The organism is Stenotrophomonas sp. YJH_SMC_57 (assembly GCF_059369755.1).
On sequence record NZ_JCAFSZ010000001.1, the window covers coordinates 412,109 to 431,175 of the forward strand.

At 66.5% G+C, this 19,067-nt stretch carries 19 protein-coding genes and 1 tRNA gene; 9 read left to right on the forward strand and 11 right to left on the reverse strand.

The window, feature by feature from the left end; translation table 11 throughout:
• Positions 1-5: 5 nt before the first annotated feature.
• From AC5P7U_RS01770 to rimK, 3 genes are all read right to left on the reverse strand, one after another.
• The gene (locus AC5P7U_RS01770) at positions 6-479 is read right to left on the reverse strand and encodes a hypothetical protein (protein WP_004154404.1); all 474 of its coding nucleotides are present in this window, start codon (positions 477-479) and stop codon (positions 6-8) included.
• Positions 480-568: 89 nt separating this feature from the next.
• A complete protein-coding gene (locus AC5P7U_RS01775) occupies positions 569-1,045 on the reverse strand; it encodes a hypothetical protein (protein ID WP_004154402.1) in 477 nt (158 codons plus the stop codon).
• A 246-nt stretch (positions 1,046-1,291) separates the two neighbouring features.
• A complete protein-coding gene (rimK, locus tag AC5P7U_RS01780; RefSeq protein ID WP_005410807.1) occupies positions 1,292-2,170 on the reverse strand; it encodes a 30S ribosomal protein S6--L-glutamate ligase in 879 nt (292 codons plus the stop codon).
• Positions 2,171-2,335: 165 nt separating this feature from the next.
• On the opposite strand from rimK, the gene AC5P7U_RS01785 reads away from it, so the two are divergent.
• Entirely contained in the window at positions 2,336-2,701 is a 366-nt protein-coding gene (locus tag AC5P7U_RS01785) for a hypothetical protein (RefSeq protein WP_232281370.1), read from the forward strand.
• Here AC5P7U_RS01785 and AC5P7U_RS01790 read toward each other — a convergent pair.
• From AC5P7U_RS01790 to AC5P7U_RS01800, 3 genes are all read right to left on the reverse strand, one after another.
• The gene (locus AC5P7U_RS01790; protein ID WP_414555134.1) at positions 2,688-3,644 is read right to left on the reverse strand and encodes a hypothetical protein; all 957 of its coding nucleotides are present in this window, start codon (positions 3,642-3,644) and stop codon (positions 2,688-2,690) included. The genes AC5P7U_RS01785 and AC5P7U_RS01790 overlap by 14 nt on opposite strands.
• A 146-nt stretch (positions 3,645-3,790) precedes the next feature.
• Positions 3,791-3,864 (reverse strand) — tRNA-Gly (locus AC5P7U_RS01795).
• A 130-nt stretch (positions 3,865-3,994) separates the two neighbouring features.
• The gene (locus tag AC5P7U_RS01800) at positions 3,995-5,836 is read right to left on the reverse strand and encodes an autotransporter outer membrane beta-barrel domain-containing protein (protein WP_495220739.1); all 1,842 of its coding nucleotides are present in this window, start codon (positions 5,834-5,836) and stop codon (positions 3,995-3,997) included.
• A 207-nt stretch (positions 5,837-6,043) separates the two neighbouring features.
• Here AC5P7U_RS01800 and thiS point away from each other — a divergent pair, with 207 nt between their 5' ends.
• The 4 genes from thiS (at position 6,044) to AC5P7U_RS01820 (ending at position 9,780) form a co-directional block, all read left to right on the forward strand.
• On the forward strand, positions 6,044-6,244 hold the full coding sequence (gene thiS, locus AC5P7U_RS01805) for a sulfur carrier protein ThiS (protein ID WP_008265079.1): 201 nt from the start codon (positions 6,044-6,046) through the stop codon (positions 6,242-6,244).
• Between the two features lie 132 nt (positions 6,245-6,376).
• Entirely contained in the window at positions 6,377-7,171 is a 795-nt protein-coding gene (locus tag AC5P7U_RS01810) for a thiazole synthase (protein ID WP_049457175.1), read from the forward strand.
• The gene (gene trmB, locus AC5P7U_RS01815) at positions 7,171-7,905 is read left to right on the forward strand and encodes a tRNA (guanosine(46)-N7)-methyltransferase TrmB (RefSeq protein WP_008268324.1); all 735 of its coding nucleotides are present in this window, start codon (positions 7,171-7,173) and stop codon (positions 7,903-7,905) included. The genes AC5P7U_RS01810 and trmB overlap by 1 nt, the downstream gene beginning before the upstream one ends.
• A gap of 27 nt (positions 7,906-7,932) precedes the next feature.
• Entirely contained in the window at positions 7,933-9,780 is a 1,848-nt protein-coding gene (locus AC5P7U_RS01820; RefSeq protein ID WP_049457176.1) for an SLC13 family permease, read from the forward strand.
• A 335-nt stretch (positions 9,781-10,115) separates the two neighbouring features.
• Here AC5P7U_RS01820 and AC5P7U_RS01825 read toward each other — a convergent pair whose 3' ends face one another.
• The gene (locus tag AC5P7U_RS01825) at positions 10,116-10,451 is read right to left on the reverse strand and encodes a Rieske (2Fe-2S) protein (protein WP_004154391.1); all 336 of its coding nucleotides are present in this window, start codon (positions 10,449-10,451) and stop codon (positions 10,116-10,118) included.
• A 178-nt stretch (positions 10,452-10,629) separates the two neighbouring features.
• Between AC5P7U_RS01825 and AC5P7U_RS01830 the strand changes: the two genes are divergently transcribed.
• The 4 genes from AC5P7U_RS01830 (at position 10,630) to AC5P7U_RS01845 (ending at position 13,809) form a co-directional block, all read left to right on the forward strand.
• The gene (locus AC5P7U_RS01830; RefSeq protein ID WP_197563559.1) at positions 10,630-10,911 is read left to right on the forward strand and encodes a hypothetical protein; all 282 of its coding nucleotides are present in this window, start codon (positions 10,630-10,632) and stop codon (positions 10,909-10,911) included.
• Positions 10,912-10,986: 75 nt separating this feature from the next.
• Complete coding sequence (locus tag AC5P7U_RS01835) at positions 10,987-11,703, forward strand: fumarylacetoacetate hydrolase family protein (protein ID WP_004154389.1); 717 nt, start codon at positions 10,987-10,989, stop codon at positions 11,701-11,703.
• Positions 11,704-11,758: 55 nt separating this feature from the next.
• Entirely contained in the window at positions 11,759-12,163 is a 405-nt protein-coding gene (gene mscL / locus AC5P7U_RS01840) for a large-conductance mechanosensitive channel protein MscL (RefSeq protein ID WP_004154386.1), read from the forward strand.
• A 224-nt stretch (positions 12,164-12,387) separates the two neighbouring features.
• Entirely contained in the window at positions 12,388-13,809 is a 1,422-nt protein-coding gene (locus AC5P7U_RS01845) for a M28 family peptidase (RefSeq protein WP_004154383.1), read from the forward strand.
• 142 nt (positions 13,810-13,951) lie between these two features.
• Here the strand turns inward: AC5P7U_RS01845 and AC5P7U_RS01850 are convergent, their stop codons facing one another.
• From AC5P7U_RS01850 to AC5P7U_RS01865, 4 genes are all read right to left on the reverse strand, one after another.
• A complete protein-coding gene (locus AC5P7U_RS01850; protein WP_049457684.1) occupies positions 13,952-15,403 on the reverse strand; it encodes an alanine/glycine:cation symporter family protein in 1,452 nt (483 codons plus the stop codon).
• A gap of 10 nt (positions 15,404-15,413) precedes the next feature.
• On the reverse strand, positions 15,414-16,406 hold the full coding sequence (locus tag AC5P7U_RS01855) for a hypothetical protein (protein WP_197564785.1): 993 nt from the start codon (positions 16,404-16,406) through the stop codon (positions 15,414-15,416).
• A 235-nt stretch (positions 16,407-16,641) separates the two neighbouring features.
• Positions 16,642-17,478 carry a TrmH family RNA methyltransferase gene (locus tag AC5P7U_RS01860; protein WP_049457682.1) on the reverse strand — a complete coding sequence of 279 codons (837 nt, stop codon included), beginning with the start codon at positions 17,476-17,478 and terminating at the stop codon, positions 16,642-16,644.
• Positions 17,479-18,990 carry an alanine/glycine:cation symporter family protein gene (locus AC5P7U_RS01865; protein WP_004154369.1) on the reverse strand — a complete coding sequence of 504 codons (1,512 nt, stop codon included), beginning with the start codon at positions 18,988-18,990 and terminating at the stop codon, positions 17,479-17,481. It lies immediately after the preceding gene.
• Between the last annotated feature and the right edge of the window lie 77 nt (positions 18,991-19,067).

Sequence of the window (19,067 nt, forward strand, 5' to 3'; positions counted from 1 at the left end):
CACCTCTAATTGACGAATTTGCCGGTGCGCTGGGCCTGGTTCATATCACGCTGTGCCCTGTCCTTCTGCCGGGCGCGCTCGGCGACGGTGGTGCACTGCGTCGTAGACCGGTTCGATCCCGTCGCCTTTTCACGTTGGCATATTAGACGACTATCCTCACGCGCCTGTGTCAAAACCGTGTTCACGATCTGCTGGTCGTTGAAGACGTCGGTTCGCACCTGTTCAGGCATCGAATCGCGGTTCGGATGCTGCTCGACGGCCGTACGCATGCGCACCAGCGCCTCGCGCACGCGGCTGCGGTCGGTCTGCTTCAATTCGCTGTAGGTCTCGCCATCGTTGAGTTCGATTTCGATGCGCTCGATCTGCTGCTGCAGCGGCTTGCCGGGGATGAAGACTTCACCGGCCTCTTTGGACGCGGAGGCGGCGGTGGCCAGGGTCAGCCCCGAGAACAGCATCGCCGACATCAGGAGGGACTTCATGACAAACGAATCCTTGTTTGAATGGATCGCTGACTGTATTCGCACCGCCTTCACGCCAGCAAGTGCCAAGCGCAGGGGCGGCGGACGGCCTAGCGGTTGCCGGGAGGCGAGAGGTCGGTGAAGGTGCGCTGGTCATGGAGCAGGGCCTTGCCCTTCTCCTCGATGCGCCGCCGTTCGGCCACGGTCATGCAGCGGCTTTTGGGCATGTTGCTGCCGGTGGTGCGGGTGTATTGGCAGACCTGCCGGCTGTCGTCATGGGCCCGGGCCAGCACGGTATTGACCCGTTCCTGGTCGTTGAAGACGTCGTTCTGGACCTGCGGCGGCAGTTCCTGCAGCGTCTGGTGGTCCCCCATCCGCTGGGTGATGCGCGCCAGTGCCTGTCGCACCTGGGCGCGGTCATCCGCGGAGATCTCACTGTAGTCGCCGTCGTCCAGGGCCTTTTCGACCTTCCGGATCTGTTCGGCCACCGGCATCTGCCGGTCCATCTGTACAACGGCTTTTTCCGGCTTGGCGACAGCCGTGCCTGCCAGCCCCAGCAACAACGCGATCATGGTGACGCGATACATCGCTTGCCTCCGATCCATCCAGGAACGATGGCGGCCACTCTACGGCCGTCACGGCGCCTCCACAAGCGGCGCGCCCGGCCCATAAAAAAGACCCAGGCGGTGCCCCCGCCTGGGTCTGAAGTTGTATCCCGATACCGATCCTGCTGAGAGGCAGAGCTGCGGTTCGCTGAAGGCTACGCCGGGGCCGATTAAAGGCATGTTAAACCCCGCCTCATCAAACCATGAGATTTATAAGCAGCTGAATAATCAGGGCTTTTTAAGCTTCTCCACGTGCTCGATGATGCGCGTGGCCACGTCCACCCCGCACGCTGCTTCGATGCCCTCCAGCCCCGGCGTGGAGTTGACCTCCAGCACCAGCGGGCCGCGCGCGGAACGGATCAGGTCCACCCCGCATACCGACAGGCCCAGCGCCTTGGCCGAGCGCACCGCGACCTGTTGTTCGGCCCGGCTGGCCTTGGCCGCCACCGCCGTACCGCCGGCATGCAGGTTGGAGCGGAAGTCGCCCTCCGGCGCCTGCCGCTGCATCGAGGCCACCACCTGGTCGCCGACCACGAAGCAGCGCAGGTCCGCGCCCTTGGCCTCGCCGATGAACTCCTGCATCAGGAAGTTGGCGTACAGCCCGCGCAGCGCCTCGACGATGCCACGCGAGGCGCTGGCCTTCTCGGTGAGGATCACACCGCGACCCTGGGTGCCTTCGTTGAGCTTCACCACATGCGGCGGCGGGCCGAGCATGGACAGCAGGTCGACGGTGTCGTCGGGGTTGTCGCCGAACACGGTGACCGGCATGTCGATGCCCTTGGCGGCCAGCAGCTGGTGCGCGCGCAGCTTGTCACGCGAGCGCAGGATCGCATCGGACGGATTGGGCGTGCGCGCCCCCATCAGTTCGAACTGGCGCAGCACCGCCGTGCCATAGCGGGTGATCGAGGCACCGATGCGCGGGATGACCATGTCCACGCCGGTCATCGGCCGGCCCTTGTAGTGCATCGAGAAGCCATCGGCGGCGATGCGCATGTAGCAGCGCAGCGGGTCGAGGATACGCACGGTGTGGCCGCGCGCGCGCGCCGCCTCGACCAGCCGGCGGGTGGAATACAGGGAGCTGTTGCGGGACAGGATGGCGAGCTTCATCGCGGTGGGATCGGGCGGCAGGCGCGCAGCATAACGCGCGCGTGTGGCGGGCGGATGATGTCGCACCGGCCGGCGCCAGCACCGCTGCAGAGGCTGTGCCAAGATGGCGACGCCGGCCACAGGACAGGAACACGGCCGGCTTACACAATCCAAGGAGAACCACAGATGCGAATGGGAATTCCGCTGTTGTTGCTGTTTGGCCTGGTGGGTGGCGCCACCGAAGTGCATGCCGCGCCCACCCATGCAGTCTCCCGGCTCTATTTCGACGCCAACAACACACTGATTGGCCAGAGCCTGCGCTACTGCACCGGCAGAACCCAGCACCAGGGGGCTGCCTCACATACCAACACCCGCTGGATCGATGTCACCTATGCCTGCAACGGCGACTCGACCGAGGTGAGCTACGGAGGCTGGGTACCGGCCGACCTGCGGCAGGATTTCTGCGGCCTGTATGACGCCTGCACCTTGTTGATGCCGTGGCCGGAACACACGTTGCCCGGCCCGCTGGCGCCCGGCTTCAATTCCGACTGACCGGCCGCCCCGCAGCAACGTCTCCGGCGATGAAGCCATCGTCGCCGGAGACACCTTTCGACAGTGCGATGATTTCCTCCATGCGTGCGCGCGCCTGTTGCATCTGCTCGGGCGCAAGCATCCCATGGCTGTACAGCTCCTCAAGCGAGTTGTAACCACACACACCGGCGCGGCACATGCGTTGGAGGATGGGGGAATCGGCGCCGCACGGTACGCCCTTTCGGCAGCCCGCCAGCATCCATGCGGCCTCCTCGACGGGACTGCCCACCTTGTAGGGCTTCATTTCCTGGATGCGGTGCGAGGCGGCTCCCCCCATGGTTGCCGCAAGCGCCATGTAGGCTTCGCCGTCGTCCTGCATGAGCACGGCTTCCACAAACGTTTTGTGGTCCTCCACCGAAAGATCCTGATCCGCGAGGTGGAGGCCTGGCGCCGCCTGCTCGATCTGTGCAGCGAGGCTCCCCTGCTTCACGGCCAGCGCCTGGTAGCGTCTCGCATTGCGAATGCCACTCACAACGTCCCTGGACATACCCTCGCATCGCGCCTTGAACCACGCCGTGCTGCGCCCGAATGCGATCTTCTTCTCCTGCGCGATGTCCAACCCGGCGAGCGAGCCCCAATCAGGAATGACGGCGCAGTCGTCATGGATGCGCCCGAGTACAAAACTCGCGTTTGCGTCACCGCCGCTGGACAGGAACTCAAGGTCCCCCATCAGCGGTTGAACGTTCCGTGCGGTGTAGTACTTCTGATAAGCGGCGGGCGCATTTCCCCTGGCCGCCATGCCGGAGTTCGCGACTCCTGTGGCGGGGATGACCGTGGCGCTTGCGGCGCGCGCTGCATCTCCGGCTTCAGAAGGGGCTGTGCTGTCCGTGCACGCTGTGGTTGCAAGTGCCAGTGCCAGCACTGGAGCCAGCAGAACCGTGTTCCATCGTGAGATGGCCCGCATCCTCATTCCTTGTCCCAACGTCATCATCCGGCGTGAAGGCGCATTCACTCTAGTGATGCCGCACGCCGCTCACAAGGCTGGATCGACAGGCACACGAAAGCGGGCATCAAGCGCCCGTGTCTGCAGTGCAAAAGAAGGAGGTGCGATGGAGCGGGCGATGGGAATCGAACCCACGTCAGTAGCTTGGGAAGCTACAGCTCTACCATTGAGCTACGCCCGCGTTGCGGTGGAAAGTCTATGCGCTGGGGCCGGTGTTGCGCAATGGTCGGCCGCGCCGCATGCGCCGGACACGGTCCGGCGCTGTTGTCAGGCATCCCGGGCACCGTGCGGTGCCCGGGATGACGCGTGGGTCAGAAGCTGCCGCTGAAGTTGGCGAACAGCGTCGCGTCCTGGGCACGCTTCTGCCCGGCCGAAGCACTCACGCCGAAGTTGCTCTGCAGGCCGAACAGTTCGGTACGGGCACCCAGCACCACGGTGGCGTAGTTCTTGTCGAAGTTCAGGCCCGGCACGCGGTAGCTGCCCAGTTCCGGCAGGGTCTGCAGCCAGGCGCTGGCCTGCTTGTTGTCTTCGAACTCGTGGTCGTAGGTCAGCTGCGCGTACGGCTTGACCGCACCGCCGTCGAAGCGGGCCTGCCAGCCGATGCGGCCAACGGTCGAATCGACGTTCTGGCGGTCATAGCCCAGCGCGGTGGCCAGGGTGCCGGCCTCGGCGCTTTCGGTGTAACCGTCGATCTTCACCTTCTGCCAGATCACCGAGGCGATCGGGCCGTGGCGGAAGCCGCCCTCGGTGCCGAACTCGTAACCGGCGTTCAGCGCTGCGGTCAGGTTGCTGCCGTCCGGCGAACCGCCGTGCTCGCGGGTGGCCGGGCCGAGCTGGACCTTGCGGTTCACGTCATAGGACAGCCAGGTGTAGCTGACCTGGCCGTTGACCCAGATGCGGTCGTGGTACCAGCCGGCGAACAGACCGGCGGTGGTGTCCTTCTGGGTGAAGTCACCGCGGCTGTTGCCGAAGTCGGCATTGAGGCGGCCGAAGCCGGCGAAGCCGCCGAACACCATGCCGTCACGCGCCCAGTCGACACCGAACAGGCCGGCCGGCGCCAGGCCGTCGTACAGGTCGGCGTGGTCGTAGCGCTGCAGATCGCCGCGTACGCCGCCCCACCAGGACAGGCCGTCGGCCGGACGCCCACCCAGGTGCATGCTGACCTGGTCGGCGCGCGAACGGCCGATGGTCTGTGCCGAGTGGCTCAGTACCTGCTGCAGACGCGGGGCTTCCAGCACCGAGACCGCGTACTGGCCCAGCAGCTGGTGGCCGGCCGTGGTCGGATGCACGCCATCGGCGAACAGATAGGTATTGGCCGCATCCGGGCTGACATAGCTGGTCGGGTTGCAGGTCAGGATGCTCTGCGTCGGATTGGTCGGATCGATCCTGCAGGCGGTGCTGGTGACGTTGGTGAAGCCGTACATGGCCGGGTTGGCGGCCACTTCGCCCAGCACGGTGAAGGTGTCGAGCGGAATGAACTCGATGCCGGCCTGCTTCAGGCCGCCGTACAGGGCCTTGTTGTAACCGGCCGACAGCGCGGTGGCGGCGCCGGCATTCGGGCCACGGAACGACGGGGTCAGGCCGACGTTGGGCAGGTTCGGCACCAGCACGTACTGCGCGCCGGCCTGCTTGAGCGCGCCGACCAGGGCGATCTGGTCGGTGACCGCTGCGCCGATGATGGCCTGCGCCTGCGCCTGTGCCGGCGCTGCCGCCGCCGCGAACAGGTCATTGGCGCCGCCCCACACGGTATACAGGGCATTTGCGTCAGCCTTGCCGCCATTTGCGGCGAGGTAACGAGCAGCCTGCGACTTCAGCGAGGGAATCGGACCCAGGCCGCCGCTCCCTTCCACCGACACGCGGGCGCCGCCCACGGCGTAGTTGTCACCGTTCTGGCCGTTGCCATTGGGCGCGCCGTTGACACCGTAGTAGTTGGCCACCTGCTGCGACCACACCCAGCCCGGGTTGGTGGTGAACTGGCCGGTGACGGGCTGCACGCCCGGCGGCAGCAGCGGGCGGAAGTAGCCGGCGTCGGTCAGGCTGTCGCCGAAGAACACCGCGTGGGTATACGGGGATTCGCCTGCCATGGCCGGAACCGCGGCCAGCGCGATCGCGGCCGCCATCAGGGAGCGGATCGGGCGTTTGCTGAGCAGCATGTAAAGAACTCCTGTGGGGAAATCGTTGAGGACCCGGCGGACGTACGCCGGCGCACGGTGAATGGTTTCACCGCGCCGCCTTTTGCTCACGCTGCGCCGCCGCATGGATTGTCGCCCGGCCCTGCGCCAGCGTGCTGTGCAGGACGTGGCATCTGGCGCAGATTGCAACGGTTCCGATCCCGGCGGGCTATCAGCGACAATGCGCTGATGAACATCCAGCTCAATGGCGAACCCCGTACCCTGCCCGCTTCGGCGACCCTTCACGATCTGCTTGAGGCCGAGCAGCTGCTGCAGCGCCGGGTGGCGGTGGAGGTCAACGGCGAGATCGTCAGCCGCAGCCGCCATGGCGAGCATGTCCTGGCCGAGGGCGACGTGGTGGAAATCGTGCACGCGCTGGGCGGTGGTTGAAACCATTCCGGGTAGTGCCGGTCGCTGGCCGGCAATCCGACGCTGCCTGACGCCTCACATCTGCCGGCCAGCGGCCGGCACTACCTTTGGTTGCGTGACCCCATCTTCAGGCGGATAAGCGATAATCGCGCCATGAACGTTCATGTCTCCCCCGATTCGCTGGTGATCGCCGGCAAGACCTATGGCTCGCGGCTGCTGACCGGCACCGGCAAGTTCAAGGACCTGGAAGAAACCCGCCTGGCCACCGAGGCTGCAGGCGCCCAGATCGTCACCGTGGCCATCCGCCGGACCAACATCGGCCAGAACCCGGGCGAGCCGAACCTGCTGGACGTGCTGCCGCCGGACCGTTACACCATCCTGCCCAACACCGCCGGCTGCTACACCGCCGAGGACGCCGTGCGCACCTGCCGCCTGGCCCGTGAGCTGCTGGACGGCCACAACCTGACCAAGCTGGAAGTGCTGGGCGACCAGAAGTCGCTGTACCCGGACGTGGTGCAGACCCTCAAGGCCGCCGAACAGCTGGTCAAGGATGGCTTCGAGGTGATGGTCTACACCTCCGACGACCCGATCCTGGCCAAGCGCCTGGAAGAGATCGGCTGCGCTGCGGTGATGCCGCTGGCCGCGCCGATCGGCTCGGGCCTGGGCATCCAGAACAAATACAACCTGCTGCAGATCATCGAAGACGCCAAGGTGCCGATCATCGTCGACGCCGGCGTGGGCACCGCCTCGGACGCGGCGATCGCGATGGAGCTGGGCTGTGACGGCGTGCTGATGAACACCGCCATCGCCGGCGCACGCAACCCGGTGCTGATGGCCAGCGCGATGCGCAAGGCGGTCGAAGCCGGCCGCGAGGCGTTCCTGGCCGGGCGCATCCCGCGCAAGCGCTACGCCAGCGCCTCCTCTCCGCTGGATGGGCTGATCGGCTGATGACCAATCCTTTCGACAGCGCCGGCTCCAAGGCCCCGCCCAAGCCCTTCACCGTCAGCGAAGGCCGCCGTGAAGTGCGCAGCTTCGTGCTGCGCCAGGGCCGATTCACTCCCGCCCAGCAGCGTGCGTTCGACGAACGCTGGCCGCGTTTCGGCATCGACTACAACGGCCAGCCGCGCGATCTGGACGCCACCTTCGGCCGCCCGGCGCACAAGGTGCTGGAAATCGGCTTCGGCAACGGCGCCGCGCTGCGCTTCGCGGCCCAGCACGACCCGTCGCGTGACTACATCGGCATCGAGGTGCATGCGCCCGGCGTGGGCCGCCTGCTGAACGCGCTGGCCGACGACAACGCCGACCACGTGCGGCTGTACCACCACGACGCGGTGGAAGTGCTGCAGAACGAGATCGCCGACGGCGCGCTGGATGAAGTGCGCATCTACTTCCCGGACCCGTGGCACAAGAAGCGCCACAACAAGCGCCGCCTGCTGCAGCCGGCGTTCGCCGATCTGCTGGTGCGCAAGCTGCGCCCGGGTGGCCGCCTGCACTGCGCGACCGACTGGGAAGACTACGCCGAGCAGATGTGGGACGTGCTCGACGCCACCGCCGGCCTGGTCAACCGTGCCGGCCCGCGCGGCAGCGTGCCGCGCCCGGACTGGCGCCCGCAGACCCACTTCGAGACCCGTGGCCAGAAGCTCGGCCACGGCGTCTGGGACCTGTTGTACGACCGCACCTGACGATCGCCTGAGGACGCCGCGCCCCACATGGATACCGCGCTGACGCTGACCAACGACATGAAGCTCGTGCTTGGGCTGGTCGGCTTCACGATGGCGATGTTCCTGTTCGAGCGCATCCGTGCCGACGTGGTCGCACTGGTGGTGCTGGTGGTGCTCGGCGTCACCGGGCTGATCGCGCCGGAGGAGATCTTCGGCGGTTTCTCCGGTAACGCGGTGATGAGCATCATCGCCACCACCATCCTCGGTGCGGGCCTGGACCGCACCGGTGCACTGAACCGGCTGGCCGCCTGGCTGCTGCGGCGCGGCCACGGCGTCGAGCAGCGGCTGCTGATGATGACCACGGCCATTGCCGGCCTGAACTCGTCCTTCATGCAGAACCCGTCGGTGATGGCGCTGTACCTGCCGGTCGCCTCGCGGCTGGCCGCGCGCACCGGGCTGACCCTGCAGCGCCTGCTGCTGCCGATCTCGGCGGCGATCGTGATGGGCGGCGCGCTGACCATGGTCGGCAACTCGCCGCTGATCCTGCTGAACGACCTGCTGGCCTCGGCCAACAACAACCTGCCTTCGGGCCTGGCCACCATCGAGCCGCTGCGCATGTTCGCGCCGCTGCCGATCGGCCTGGCACTTCTGGTCGCCTCGCTGCTGTACTTCCGCTATTACGGCGACCGCAAGCTGATCGAGGAAGAGAACCTGGTCAACGACGGGGTCACCCCGGCACGTACCGAAAGCTACTTCGCCAAGACCTACGGCATTGAAGGCGATGTGTTCGAGCTGGTGGTCAGCGCCGAGAGCCCGCTGGTGGGCATGACCCTGGGCGAGGCGGAGAACCTGCACGATGCGCCGCTGCTGCTGGCCCTGAAGACCGGCAACGACACCCGCCTGGCGCCGCCGGCGGAGATGCGCATCTGGGTCGGCAGCGTGCTCGGTGCGATGGGCCCGCGCCAGCAGATCAGCGACTTCGCGCAGAATCAGTTCCTGCGCATGTCCTCGCGCCTGAAGCATCTGGGCGACCTGTTCAATCCCAGCCGCGCCGGTATTTCCGAGGCCGTGGTGCCGCCGACCTCGAACGTGATCGGCAAGAGCGCGGCCGACCTGCGCCTGCGCAAGGAACGCGGCATCAGCCTGCTGGCGATCAACCGCGACAAGCAGGTGATCCGCGAAGACGTGCGCGACGTGCAGCTGCGTGCGGGCGACATGCTGGTCTTCCACAGCATCTGGACCGACCTGGCACAGGCCGCCAGGAGCCGGGACTTCGTGGTGGTGACCGATTACCCGACCGGCGAGCAGCGCCCGCACAAGTTCAAGATCGCGATGGCGATCTTCGCGTTGACCATCCTGATCGCGCTGACCAGCAAGCTGCCGGTGGCGCTGACCCTGATGACCGGCGTGGCGGGCATGCTGCTGACCGGCGTGCTGCGCATGGACGAGGCCTATGCCTCGATCAACTGGAAGACGGTGTTCATGATGGCCGGGCTGATTCCGCTGGGCTGGGCAATGGACTCCAGTGGCGCGGCGGCGTGGGTGGCCGGCCACACCATCGACAAGCTGCCTACCGGCATTCCGCTGTGGGTGCTGGAAGTGGCACTGGCGTTGCTGACCACGGCCTTCTCACTGGTGATCAGCCATGTGGGCGCGACCATCGTGATGGTCCCCATCGCGGTGAACCTGGCGCTGGCTGCCGGCGGCAGCCCGACCGCATTCGCGCTGATCGTGGCGCTGTCGGCGTCCAACAACCTGATGACGGCCTCCAATCCGGTGATCTCGATGATCACCGGTCCGGCCAACTACACCCCGCGCGAGATGTGGCGGGTCGGCGGCCCGCTGTCGCTGATCTACACCTGCGTGGTGGTGTTGATGATCAACCTGATGTTCTGAGGGTTGGGTTTATTGGCAGGGCTGCGCCCTGCACCCGCCGAAGCAACGTCCACATCAAACGCTGGCTTCCTGTGGGATGACGGGGTGGGTCCGGCTACGGGGGACGCTGCAAGTACGTCCATGTAAGCTCGGTCGCCGCATCCATGCGGCTCACGCCCCCGCAACCGGACCCACCCCGCCTTCGATAGATCTCTACGATCTGCCAGAACGGCGTCGTGCACCGCTCTGGTAGGTGTCGACCTTGGTCGACACGGTAGATCCACGCCATGCGTGGATGAATCTCTGGATACCCATTGATCCTGTGGGTGCGAACCTTGGTTCGCTCGCCGGTTGCCTCAGGCCAGATAGACCTGCCCGTCGCGCACATCCACTGGCACGGCCCGCAGGCGGTCGCCCTTGCACGGGCCGGCGATGCAGTCGCCGCTGTCCAGCGCGAACGAAGCACCGTGCGCGGCGCACACCAGATGGCCTTCGCGGCTCTTCAGGAACTGGCCCGGCGCCCAGTCCAGGCGGCGGCCGGCATGCGGGCAGATGTTCAGGAAAGCACGCACCTGCGCGCCGTCGCGATACAGCAGCACCGACTCTGCATCGCCATCGACCACCGCCTCGACCTCGGCAAACGCGCCATCGGCAATGGCATCAAGGGCGATCAGGGCAGCAGCGGCAGTCATGGCGAAGGCTCGGACAGTAAAGCGGCATTGTCGCACGCCTGCTCAGGTGACTGGCTGCAAGATGAACACAAGTCATTGATTCGTAATAAGCACAGGCTATATTTAACGAGTTTTTCACTCAATGACAGTGGCGCGTCCCGATACTCTGTTTTCGCTGATCCCAGCCTATCGAGCCGCCATGTTCAATCGCGCATCCGCCTTCACCCAGTTCCGCACCCTGTTCGCGCCGCGCAAGCCGCGTCATCCGTTGGTGCGCGTTGCCGTGGGCCTGCTCGGCCTGGCGATCCTGGCCGCGATGGTGTTCATCGGCGTGTTCGTCGGTGCGGCGATGATCCTGGTCGGCCTGGCGTGGAAGCTGTTGGCCTCGCGCAAGCCGGGCACCAGCCGTCCGATCGATCCGACCGTGGTCGAGGGCGAGTACCGCGTGGTGCGCAAGCCGGTGTTGCCGGCCTCGCGTTGATCCATGCCTGACGCGCCCGCTGACGGCGGGCGCCATGCGTTCTAGACTGCGGGCACGCCCTTCCTGGATGCCCGCATGTCCGATGTCTCCGATGTGATCCCTGCCGTTGCCCTGCCGCGTGTGCCGGTCGTAGGCGGCGGCAGTTTCCCCGTGCACCGCATCTACTGCGTGGGCCGCAACTTCGCCGACCATGCCCGTGAAATGGGCGCGGCGGTGCCGGCCGCTGATGACCGTGGCCGCCCGATGTTCTTCAGCAAGCCGGCCGATGCGATCGTGGTCGGCCATGACGATGCCATTCCCTATCCGCCGGCGACCGCCAACCTGCACCACGAAGTGGAACTGGTGGTGGCCATCGGCCGTGACGCGCCGGCCGGCGAGCTGGCCGTGGCCGATGCCGATGCACTGGTCTACGGCTATGCCGTCGGCCTGGACCTGACCCGCCGCGATCTGCAGGCGGCCGCCAAGGACAAGGGCCATCCGTGGGATGCGGCCAAGGGCTTCGATGCCTCCGCGCCGATCAGCGAGATCGTGCACGCCGGCGAGGTTGGCGACCTGGCCGCGCTGAACCTGTCGCTGGAGGTCAACGGCGAAGTGCGCCAGCAGGCATTGCTCGACCAGATGATCTGGAACGTGCCGGAGATCCTGCATGAGCTGTCCAAGCTGTGGCACCTGCGCGCCGGCGATCTGGTGTTCATGGGCACCCCGTCCGGGGTGGCTGCGCTGAAGCCCGGCGACCGCTTCAGTGCCCGCCTGGAAAACGTGGCCGAGCGCCACGGCGTGATCGCCGGCTGACATCACCTGCGCTACCCTGCGCGCTGTCCACTTCCCCCACCGGAGAAAAACAACAATGGGAATGCTCACCGAGTTCAAGGAATTCGCGATGCGCGGCAACGTCATCGACCTCGCCGTCGGCGTGGTGATCGGCGCGGCCTTCGGCAAGATCGTGACCGCGCTGGTCGAGAAGATCATCATGCCGCCGCTGGGCCTGCTGATCGGCAAGGTGGACTTCTCGCAGCTGGCCTGGACGCTGTCACCGGCCAGCATCGGTGCCGACGGCAAGGAGATCCCGGCGGTGGTGATCGGCTATGGCGACTTCATCAATACGCTGATCCAGTTCGTGATCGTGGCGTTCGCCATCTTCCTGGTGGTAAAGACGATCAACCGCCTGTCGCGCAAGCAGGAAGCCGCCCCGGCCGCACCGGCCGAGGAAGTGGTGCTGCTGCGCGAGATCCGCGACAGCCTGAAGAAGTAAGGTCGCAGAACGGTAGTGCCGGCCGCTGGCCGGCAACATCGGAACATGTGGGTGCCGGCCAGCGGCCGGCACTACCGCGACTACCGAAAGCCCCGCTCCGGCGGGGCTTTCGCTTTGCCGGACGTGGCGGAAAACAGCGTTCGCGCCAGCCATGACCTCCCGCCCATGCGCACGCCTGAACGACTGTTAAGCTCCAAGGCTTAGGTCCCTTCCCGGAGTTGTCCATGCGTCGCCGTGTGCTTGCCATCGCATCCTCCCTCGCCCTGCTGGCCGCCCCGGCCTTCGCGGCGCCGCGCACCACCACCCTGCCCCCGGCCTCGCTGGCCACCGCCGCACAGCTGCGCGACCAGGCACTGGCTGACGACACCGGCTGGAAGGTGGTCGAATCGCTCACCACCGAGATCGGTCCGCGCATCGCCGGCAGCGAAGCCGATGCCCGCGCCGTGGCCTGGGCCGAAGCCAAGTTCAAGGCACTCGGTTTCGACAAGGTATGGAAGGAACCGGTGACGTTCCCGAAGTGGGAACGCCGCAGCGAACATGCCGCCGTGACCGGCAGGAATCCGCAGCCGCTGCAGATCACCGCGCTGGGCGGCAGCCCGGGCGGCACCGTTGAAGCCGAGGTGGTGCGCTTTGCCGATCTGGCCGCATTGCAGGCGGCGCCGGCCGGCTCGCTGAAGGGCAAGATCGCTTTTGTCGATTACCAGATGCTGCCGTTCCGCGATGGCCGCGACTACGGCCGTGGCGGCGCGATCCGCAGCAAGGGCCCGTCGGAGGCGATCCGCAAGGGTGCGGTCGGCTTCCTGATGCGCTCGGCGGGTACCGACTCGCATCGCGTGCCGCACACCGGCATCACCCGCTTCGATGAAGGCCTGACGCCGGTGCCGTCGGCAGCACTGTCGGTGCCCGACGCCGATCAGCTGGCGCGCCTGCTGGCCCGTGGCAGCACCACGGTGAAGGTGGCGCTGGATTGCGGCTGGGATGGCACGGCCACCTCGTACAACGTGATCGGCGAGATCACCGGCCGCAGCCTGCCGAAGGAAGTGGTGGTGATCGGTGGCCATCTGGATTCCTGGGACCTGGGCACCGGCGCGGTCGATGACGGCGCAGGCGTGGGCATCACCATGGCGGCCGGGCACCTGATCGGCCAGCTCAAGCAGGCGCCGAAGCGCACCATTCGCGTGATCGCCTTCGCCAACGAGGAACAGGGCCTGTACGGCGGCAAGGCCTACGCCGAAGCACACGCCAAGGACGTGGCCCTGCATCAGCTGGCAGCCGAGAGCGACTTCGGTGCCGGCCGCATCTATGCCTTCAATACCGGTTCGCCGAACCCGGAAGGCTCGCGCGAAGCGACCCGGCAGATCGCCGAAGTGATGAAGCCGCTGGGCATCGAGTACCAGGCCGACAAGGGCGGCCCGGGCCCGGATGTCGGCCCGCTGGCGGCCAAGGGCGGTGCGTGGGCGTGGCTGGCGCAGGATGGCTCGGACTACTTCCACCTGCACCACACCGCCGACGACACGCTGGACAAGATCGACCCGAAGGCGTTGGCGCAGAACGTGGCCGCGTACACGGTATTCGCGTACCTGGCCGCGGAAGCTGACGGTGGTTTCGGCAGCGAGGCCAAGGCGACCACGCCGCCGAACGAATGACGCTGGCGCCGGGCCATGCCCGGCGAGCGCAGCGGGAAGAGCGGTGCGAACCGAGGTTCGCACCCACCGGGCAATGGCGCACCCACTGGGCGTGGCGTGGGTCAGCGCCCTCGCCCTGGCGAGGGATCTGACCCCGATCCTGTCAGCCCTCCCACACACGGGTGTTGCGTACGCCCAACCGCTGTGGATTGAACAGCGGATCCGTACCGGCATGGCGATGCTGTTCGTAGTCGCGCAATGCCGCCAACGCCGGCTTCTGCAGCAGCAGGATGGCGATGATGTTGAGCCAGCTCATCAGGCCGACCCCGATGTCGCCCAGCGACCATGCCACCGTTGCGCTGTTCACGGCCGAGTAGCCGGCAACCGCCAGGAACAGCAGCTGGAATGCCCCCATCGCCCACCGCGAAGGACGATCCCGGCACAGGTAACTGACGTTGGTCTCGGCCATGTAGTACAGCGCCAGGATGGTGGTGAACGCGAATGGCAGGATCGCCAGCGCCACGAACGAACGGCCGAAGCCCGGCAGCGCCGATTCCACGGCGTGCTGCACGAAACGCGGCCCGGCCTCGACACCCGGAAGATTGGCCAGCAGCAGGCGGGCCTCATCGGGAACGCCGTTCACCGCCGGGTCGTAGATGTTGTACAGGCCGGTGGACAGGATCAGGAATGCGGTTGCGCTGCACACCACCATGGTGTCGATGTAGACCGAGAACGACTGCACCAGTCCCTGCTTGACCGGATGCGAGACTTCGGCGGCAGCGGCCGCATGCGCTCCACTGCCCATGCCGGCCTCGTTGGACAGCACGCCGCGGCGAACGCCCCACTGGATGGCGGTGCCGATCATCGCGCCGAAGGCCGCGTCCACGCCGAATGCGCTGTTCAGCACCAGCATGATCACGCCGGGCACTTTTTCCGCGTTGAGCACCATTACCACTGCGGCCACCATCAGGTAGGCCACCGCCATCAGCGGCACTACCCATTCGGCTACCCGTGCAATACGCCGCACGCCACCGATCAGGATGATGCCCAGCACCACCAGCAGCACCACGGTGGTGGTCATCACCGGCACATCCCAGGCTTCGTTCACTGCACTGGTGATGGCATTGGACTGGGTCCCTGCCAGCATGGCGCCGGCGAGCACGGTCACCAGCGCGAACAGCACTGCATACCAGCGCTGGCCCAGGCCCTTCTCGATGTAGTACGCCGGCCCGCCGCGATACTGGCCCTTGGCATCACGGTCCTTGTAGATCTGCGCCAGGGTGGATTCGATGAAGGCGCTGGAGGCACCGAGAAAGGCCACGACCCACATCCAGAAGATCGCACCGGGGCCACCGAAGGCGATGGCCATGGCCACGCCGGCGATGTTGCCCACACCGACCCGGCTGGACAACGAGATCGACAGTGCCTGGAACGGTGACACCCCGGACTCGGAGCGTTCATGGCGGAACATCAGGCGCAGCATGTCCGGCAGCGCGCGCAGCTGGATGAAACGGGTACGCACGCTGAAGTACAGGCCAGTGAGCAGGCACAGCACCACCAGGTAGGGGCTCCAGACCACGCCCAGGATCGCATTGACGATGGATTCGATGTTCATCGGCGGCCCCTCAGAAGAACATGCCGAGGGCAACCTGGGGGCTGACGATGCGGCCGGTGTTGCGCCCGGCCACGGTGAACTCGACACCGGCAATCAATCCCAGCGAGGGACTGAAGTGATACTCCACGGCAGGCGCCAGGCTGACGCTGCGGCTGGCGGGGCGGTGTTGATCGATGCGTTCGATCACACCGGCGCCGTTGCGTGCGAAACCACTCAGCCGCTGGCCGGTCTCGCGGCTGGCGGACATTTCCATCACCCCCACCCAACGCGAATTGAAGCTGTACTCGGCGCCCACCGACAGCCCCAGCACCGAGCCACGCGCGACGTGTCCCTGGAAGCTGTCGTCGGTGCCGTAGACGCTGGTGCCGGAAATGGCGGTACGCGAGGGAGCGGGGCCGGCGCTGAACTGGGCCCGCCACCGCAGCGGGCGGTCGTTGCCCAGCCACACCACCTGCTGCACGCCCAGGGCAGCAGTGGTGCGCTGCACACCGTCGCCCTGCGCATCGAGCGGATTGCCGGTGATGCGGTCATGGCTGCCGGTGCTGAAGCGCTGTACCAGCGCGACCGAGATGGCGGGGCGGGTGCCATCGGCGTTCGGCGCCTGCAGCAGGTACTGCAGCCGTGCAGTGGTGTCTCCGGCGCGGAAACCACTGCTGCGTGCACTGCCGGATTCGGAACGTGTCGCACTGAGGTTGACCTGGCCCATCACCCGGTCGCTGAAGCCATAGATGATCGGCACCACGGTTGCCCACGCGCCACTGCGCTCGGCGCTGCGGCGACGGTCACCGTTGTCGTCATAGTGGTCGCGGCTGTCGACCCGCACCAGATAGGGCTCGATGTACCAGTTGCCCTGCGGCAGGCCGGCCGGATTCGGGGTGATCAGCGGTCCGGTGAAGTTGATGCCGTCCAGGCTTCGCTCATCGGCGTGCACCGCCGGTGCGGCGAGCGCACACAGGGCCAGCAGCAGGGATGCGCGCATCGTGGGGTGTTTGACTAGATGCATGGGAACCACTCCTGTTCGACGTTGGATGGAGATCCACCGTGCGATGCGGGACATGGCTCGACAATGAGACAATTACTAAAAACATCTGATCATCGATCAAGCGTGCTTGATGCAACGCGTAGTGACGTAATCGGCTTGGCAGGCAACGGGGCACGCCCGCTTCTGCAGGGCGCAAAAGAAAACCCGGCCACAGGGGCCGGGTCCAGGTCGTCAATGGGACGGTGTCGCGGCGGTATCAGCCGTCGCGACGGCTCGCCCACTGCGCCAGCAGCACTGCGGTAGCCGAGGCCACGTTGAGGCTCTCCACCGCACCACTGCCGGGGATCGAGACCTGCAGGTCGCATTCGCCCGCCAGGCTGCGGTCCATGCCTTCGCTTTCGGCGCCCATTACATACACCAGCCGCGCCGGAAGCGACGCACGGAACACATCGTCACCGCCCTCGACCAGGGTAGCGGCCAGGCCGAAACCGGCGTCCCGCAGCTGCGCCATCGCCTGCGCGTTGGCCGGCAGCTGCACCAGCGGCACCGCTTCGGCACCGCCCTCCGCCACGCGTGCGGCGGCACCGGACAGCGCCAGCGTGCTGCCTTCGGGCAGCAGCAGCGCCTTGGCACCGAAGTGCGCCGCCGAGCGCAGGATCGCGCCCAGGTTGTGCGGGTTGCCCACGCCGTCCAGCCACAGCGCCAGCGCCGGGCCGTCACCGACCTGCTGCAGCCACTGTTCCAACGGCAGTGCTGGTGCGCGCAGCACATCGGCCACCACGCCTTCGTGATGGGTGGTACCGGCGAGCTTGTTCAGATCGCCGTCCTCGACCACGCGATAGCCCACGCGGTTGGCCACGCACCACTTCAGCAGTGGCTGCAGGCGCGGAATGCGCGCCTCCAGCAGGTACAGCTTGCGCAGCGCCTGCGGCCGCGCGTCGAACGCGGCCAGCACGGCGTTCAGGCCGTACAGGCGCAGCTCGTCGCTGCCGCCGCGCCCACCACCACCCGTGGCCGGTACCTCCGGGCGCGGCAACGGTGTTGCGCGCGGCGGACGGGCGGACGGGCGGCGGTTGTTCCAGGGGTTGTTCACTTACACACTCTCCTGCTTGCGCTGGCGCCAGAAATCGGCGTTCTTGATGCCCAGGGCATCAGGGTCGAACACCGGATCCAGGCCCAGCTTCTTCTGTCGTTCGTAGTCACGCAGGGCCAGCATCGCCGGCTTCTGGATGATGAGGATGGCGATGATGTTCAGCCAGGCCATCAGGCCAACGCCGATGTCACCCAGCGCCCAGGCCAGGGTCGCATTGTGGAACGCACCGAACACCACCATGCCGATGATGCCCAGGCGCAGCACCAGCACGGTCAGCGGGCGCTTCTTGTTGTGGTTCACATAGCTGAGGTTGGTCTCGGCCATGTAGTAGTACGCCATGATGGTGGTGAAGGCGAAGAAGAAGATGGCGATCGACACGAACGCCGAACCCCAGCCCGGCAGCACCGCTTCCACGCCGGCCTGCGCATAGCCCGCGCCTTCCGGAATGCCGGCCAGGCCCTGGAAGATCGGCGGGGCGCTGGCACCTGCCGGCGAGTACACGTTGTAGGTGCCGCTGGCCAGGATCAGGAACGCGGTGGCGGTGCACACCATCATGGTGTCGAAGTAGATGGCGAAGGCCTGCACGTAGCCCTGCTTGGCCGGGTGCGAGACCTCCGAAGCGGCTGCCGCGTGCGGGCCGGAACCCTGCCCGGCTTCATTGGCATAGATGCCGCGCTTGATGCCCCACTCCACCGCCAGGCCCATCATCGCGCCGAATGCGGCGTGGGTGCCGAAGGCACTCTTGAAGATGATGCCGAACATCTCCGGCACGCGGTCGTAGTTGATGACCATGATGACGATGGCGGTCAGGATGAAGGCCGCCGCCATGAACGGCACCACCACCTCGGCGAAGTTGGCGATGCGCTTGACGCCGCCGAAGATCACCACGCCCAGCAGCAGGCCCACCACGATGCCGATGCCCAGCTTCAGCGCCTGCACCGATTCCATGCCCAGCGTCTGGCCGTCCAGCGGACCGCACAGCGCGGTGCCGCGGCAGGCGTTGATGATGCTGTCGGCGATGGCGTTGGCCTGCACGCCCGGCATCAGGAAGCCGGCCGCGATGATCGTGGCGATGGCGAAGGCCAGCGCGTACCACTTCAGGCCCATGGCCTTTTCGATGTAGTAGGCCGGGCCACCGCGGTAGCGGCCTTCGGCATCCTTGGTCTTGTAGATCTGCGCCAGGGTGCATTCCACGTACGAGGTGGACGCGCCGAGGAAGCCCATCACCCACATCCAGAAGATGGCACCGGGGCCGCCGAAGGCGATGGCGGTGGCCACGCCGGCAATATTGCCGATGCCCATGCGGCCGGCCATCGACATGGCCAGCGCCTGGAACGAGGACACGCCGGCGTCGGATTTCTCGCCCTTGACGGTGAGGCGGCACATCTCGAGGAAACCACGGATCTGCATGAAGCGGGTGCGCAGGCTGAAGAACAGGCCGGCGGCCAGGCACATGAAGATCAGTGCCTTGCTCCAGATGATGCTGTTGATGAAATGTACGGTAGCTTCCACGCGCGCTCTCTCCAGTCGGCGGGTTGTAAGGACGTCCCGTCGGCTGGAGGGGACCGGTCGATTCTCCCTGATCGAAG

What these genes read in the sequence shown, in the direction of transcription:
- AC5P7U_RS01770 (WP_004154404.1), bottom strand. Translation starts at nt 479, where the DNA reads ATGAAGTCCCTCCTGATGTCGGCGATGCTGTTCTCGGGGCTGACCCTG.
- AC5P7U_RS01775 (WP_004154402.1), bottom strand. Translation starts at nt 1,045, where the DNA reads ATGTATCGCGTCACCATGATCGCGTTGTTGCTGGGGCTGGCAGGCACG.
- rimK (WP_005410807.1), bottom strand. Translation starts at nt 2,170, where the DNA reads ATGAAGCTCGCCATCCTGTCCCGCAACAGCTCCCTGTATTCCACCCGC.
- AC5P7U_RS01785 (WP_232281370.1), top strand. Translation starts at nt 2,336, where the DNA reads ATGCGAATGGGAATTCCGCTGTTGTTGCTGTTTGGCCTGGTGGGTGGC.
- AC5P7U_RS01790 (WP_414555134.1), bottom strand. Translation starts at nt 3,644, where the DNA reads ATGCGGGCCATCTCACGATGGAACACGGTTCTGCTGGCTCCAGTGCTG.
- AC5P7U_RS01800 (WP_495220739.1), bottom strand. Translation starts at nt 5,836, where the DNA reads ATGCTGCTCAGCAAACGCCCGATCCGCTCCCTGATGGCGGCCGCGATC.
- thiS (WP_008265079.1), top strand. Translation starts at nt 6,044, where the DNA reads ATGAACATCCAGCTCAATGGCGAACCCCGTACCCTGCCCGCTTCGGCG.
- AC5P7U_RS01810 (WP_049457175.1), top strand. Translation starts at nt 6,377, where the DNA reads ATGAACGTTCATGTCTCCCCCGATTCGCTGGTGATCGCCGGCAAGACC.
- trmB (WP_008268324.1), top strand. Translation starts at nt 7,171, where the DNA reads ATGACCAATCCTTTCGACAGCGCCGGCTCCAAGGCCCCGCCCAAGCCC.
- AC5P7U_RS01820 (WP_049457176.1), top strand. Translation starts at nt 7,933, where the DNA reads ATGGATACCGCGCTGACGCTGACCAACGACATGAAGCTCGTGCTTGGG.
- AC5P7U_RS01825 (WP_004154391.1), bottom strand. Translation starts at nt 10,451, where the DNA reads ATGACTGCCGCTGCTGCCCTGATCGCCCTTGATGCCATTGCCGATGGC.
- AC5P7U_RS01830 (WP_197563559.1), top strand. Translation starts at nt 10,630, where the DNA reads ATGTTCAATCGCGCATCCGCCTTCACCCAGTTCCGCACCCTGTTCGCG.
- AC5P7U_RS01835 (WP_004154389.1), top strand. Translation starts at nt 10,987, where the DNA reads ATGTCCGATGTCTCCGATGTGATCCCTGCCGTTGCCCTGCCGCGTGTG.
- mscL (WP_004154386.1), top strand. Translation starts at nt 11,759, where the DNA reads ATGGGAATGCTCACCGAGTTCAAGGAATTCGCGATGCGCGGCAACGTC.
- AC5P7U_RS01845 (WP_004154383.1), top strand. Translation starts at nt 12,388, where the DNA reads ATGCGTCGCCGTGTGCTTGCCATCGCATCCTCCCTCGCCCTGCTGGCC.
- AC5P7U_RS01850 (WP_049457684.1), bottom strand. Translation starts at nt 15,403, where the DNA reads ATGAACATCGAATCCATCGTCAATGCGATCCTGGGCGTGGTCTGGAGC.
- AC5P7U_RS01855 (WP_197564785.1), bottom strand. Translation starts at nt 16,406, where the DNA reads ATGCATCTAGTCAAACACCCCACGATGCGCGCATCCCTGCTGCTGGCC.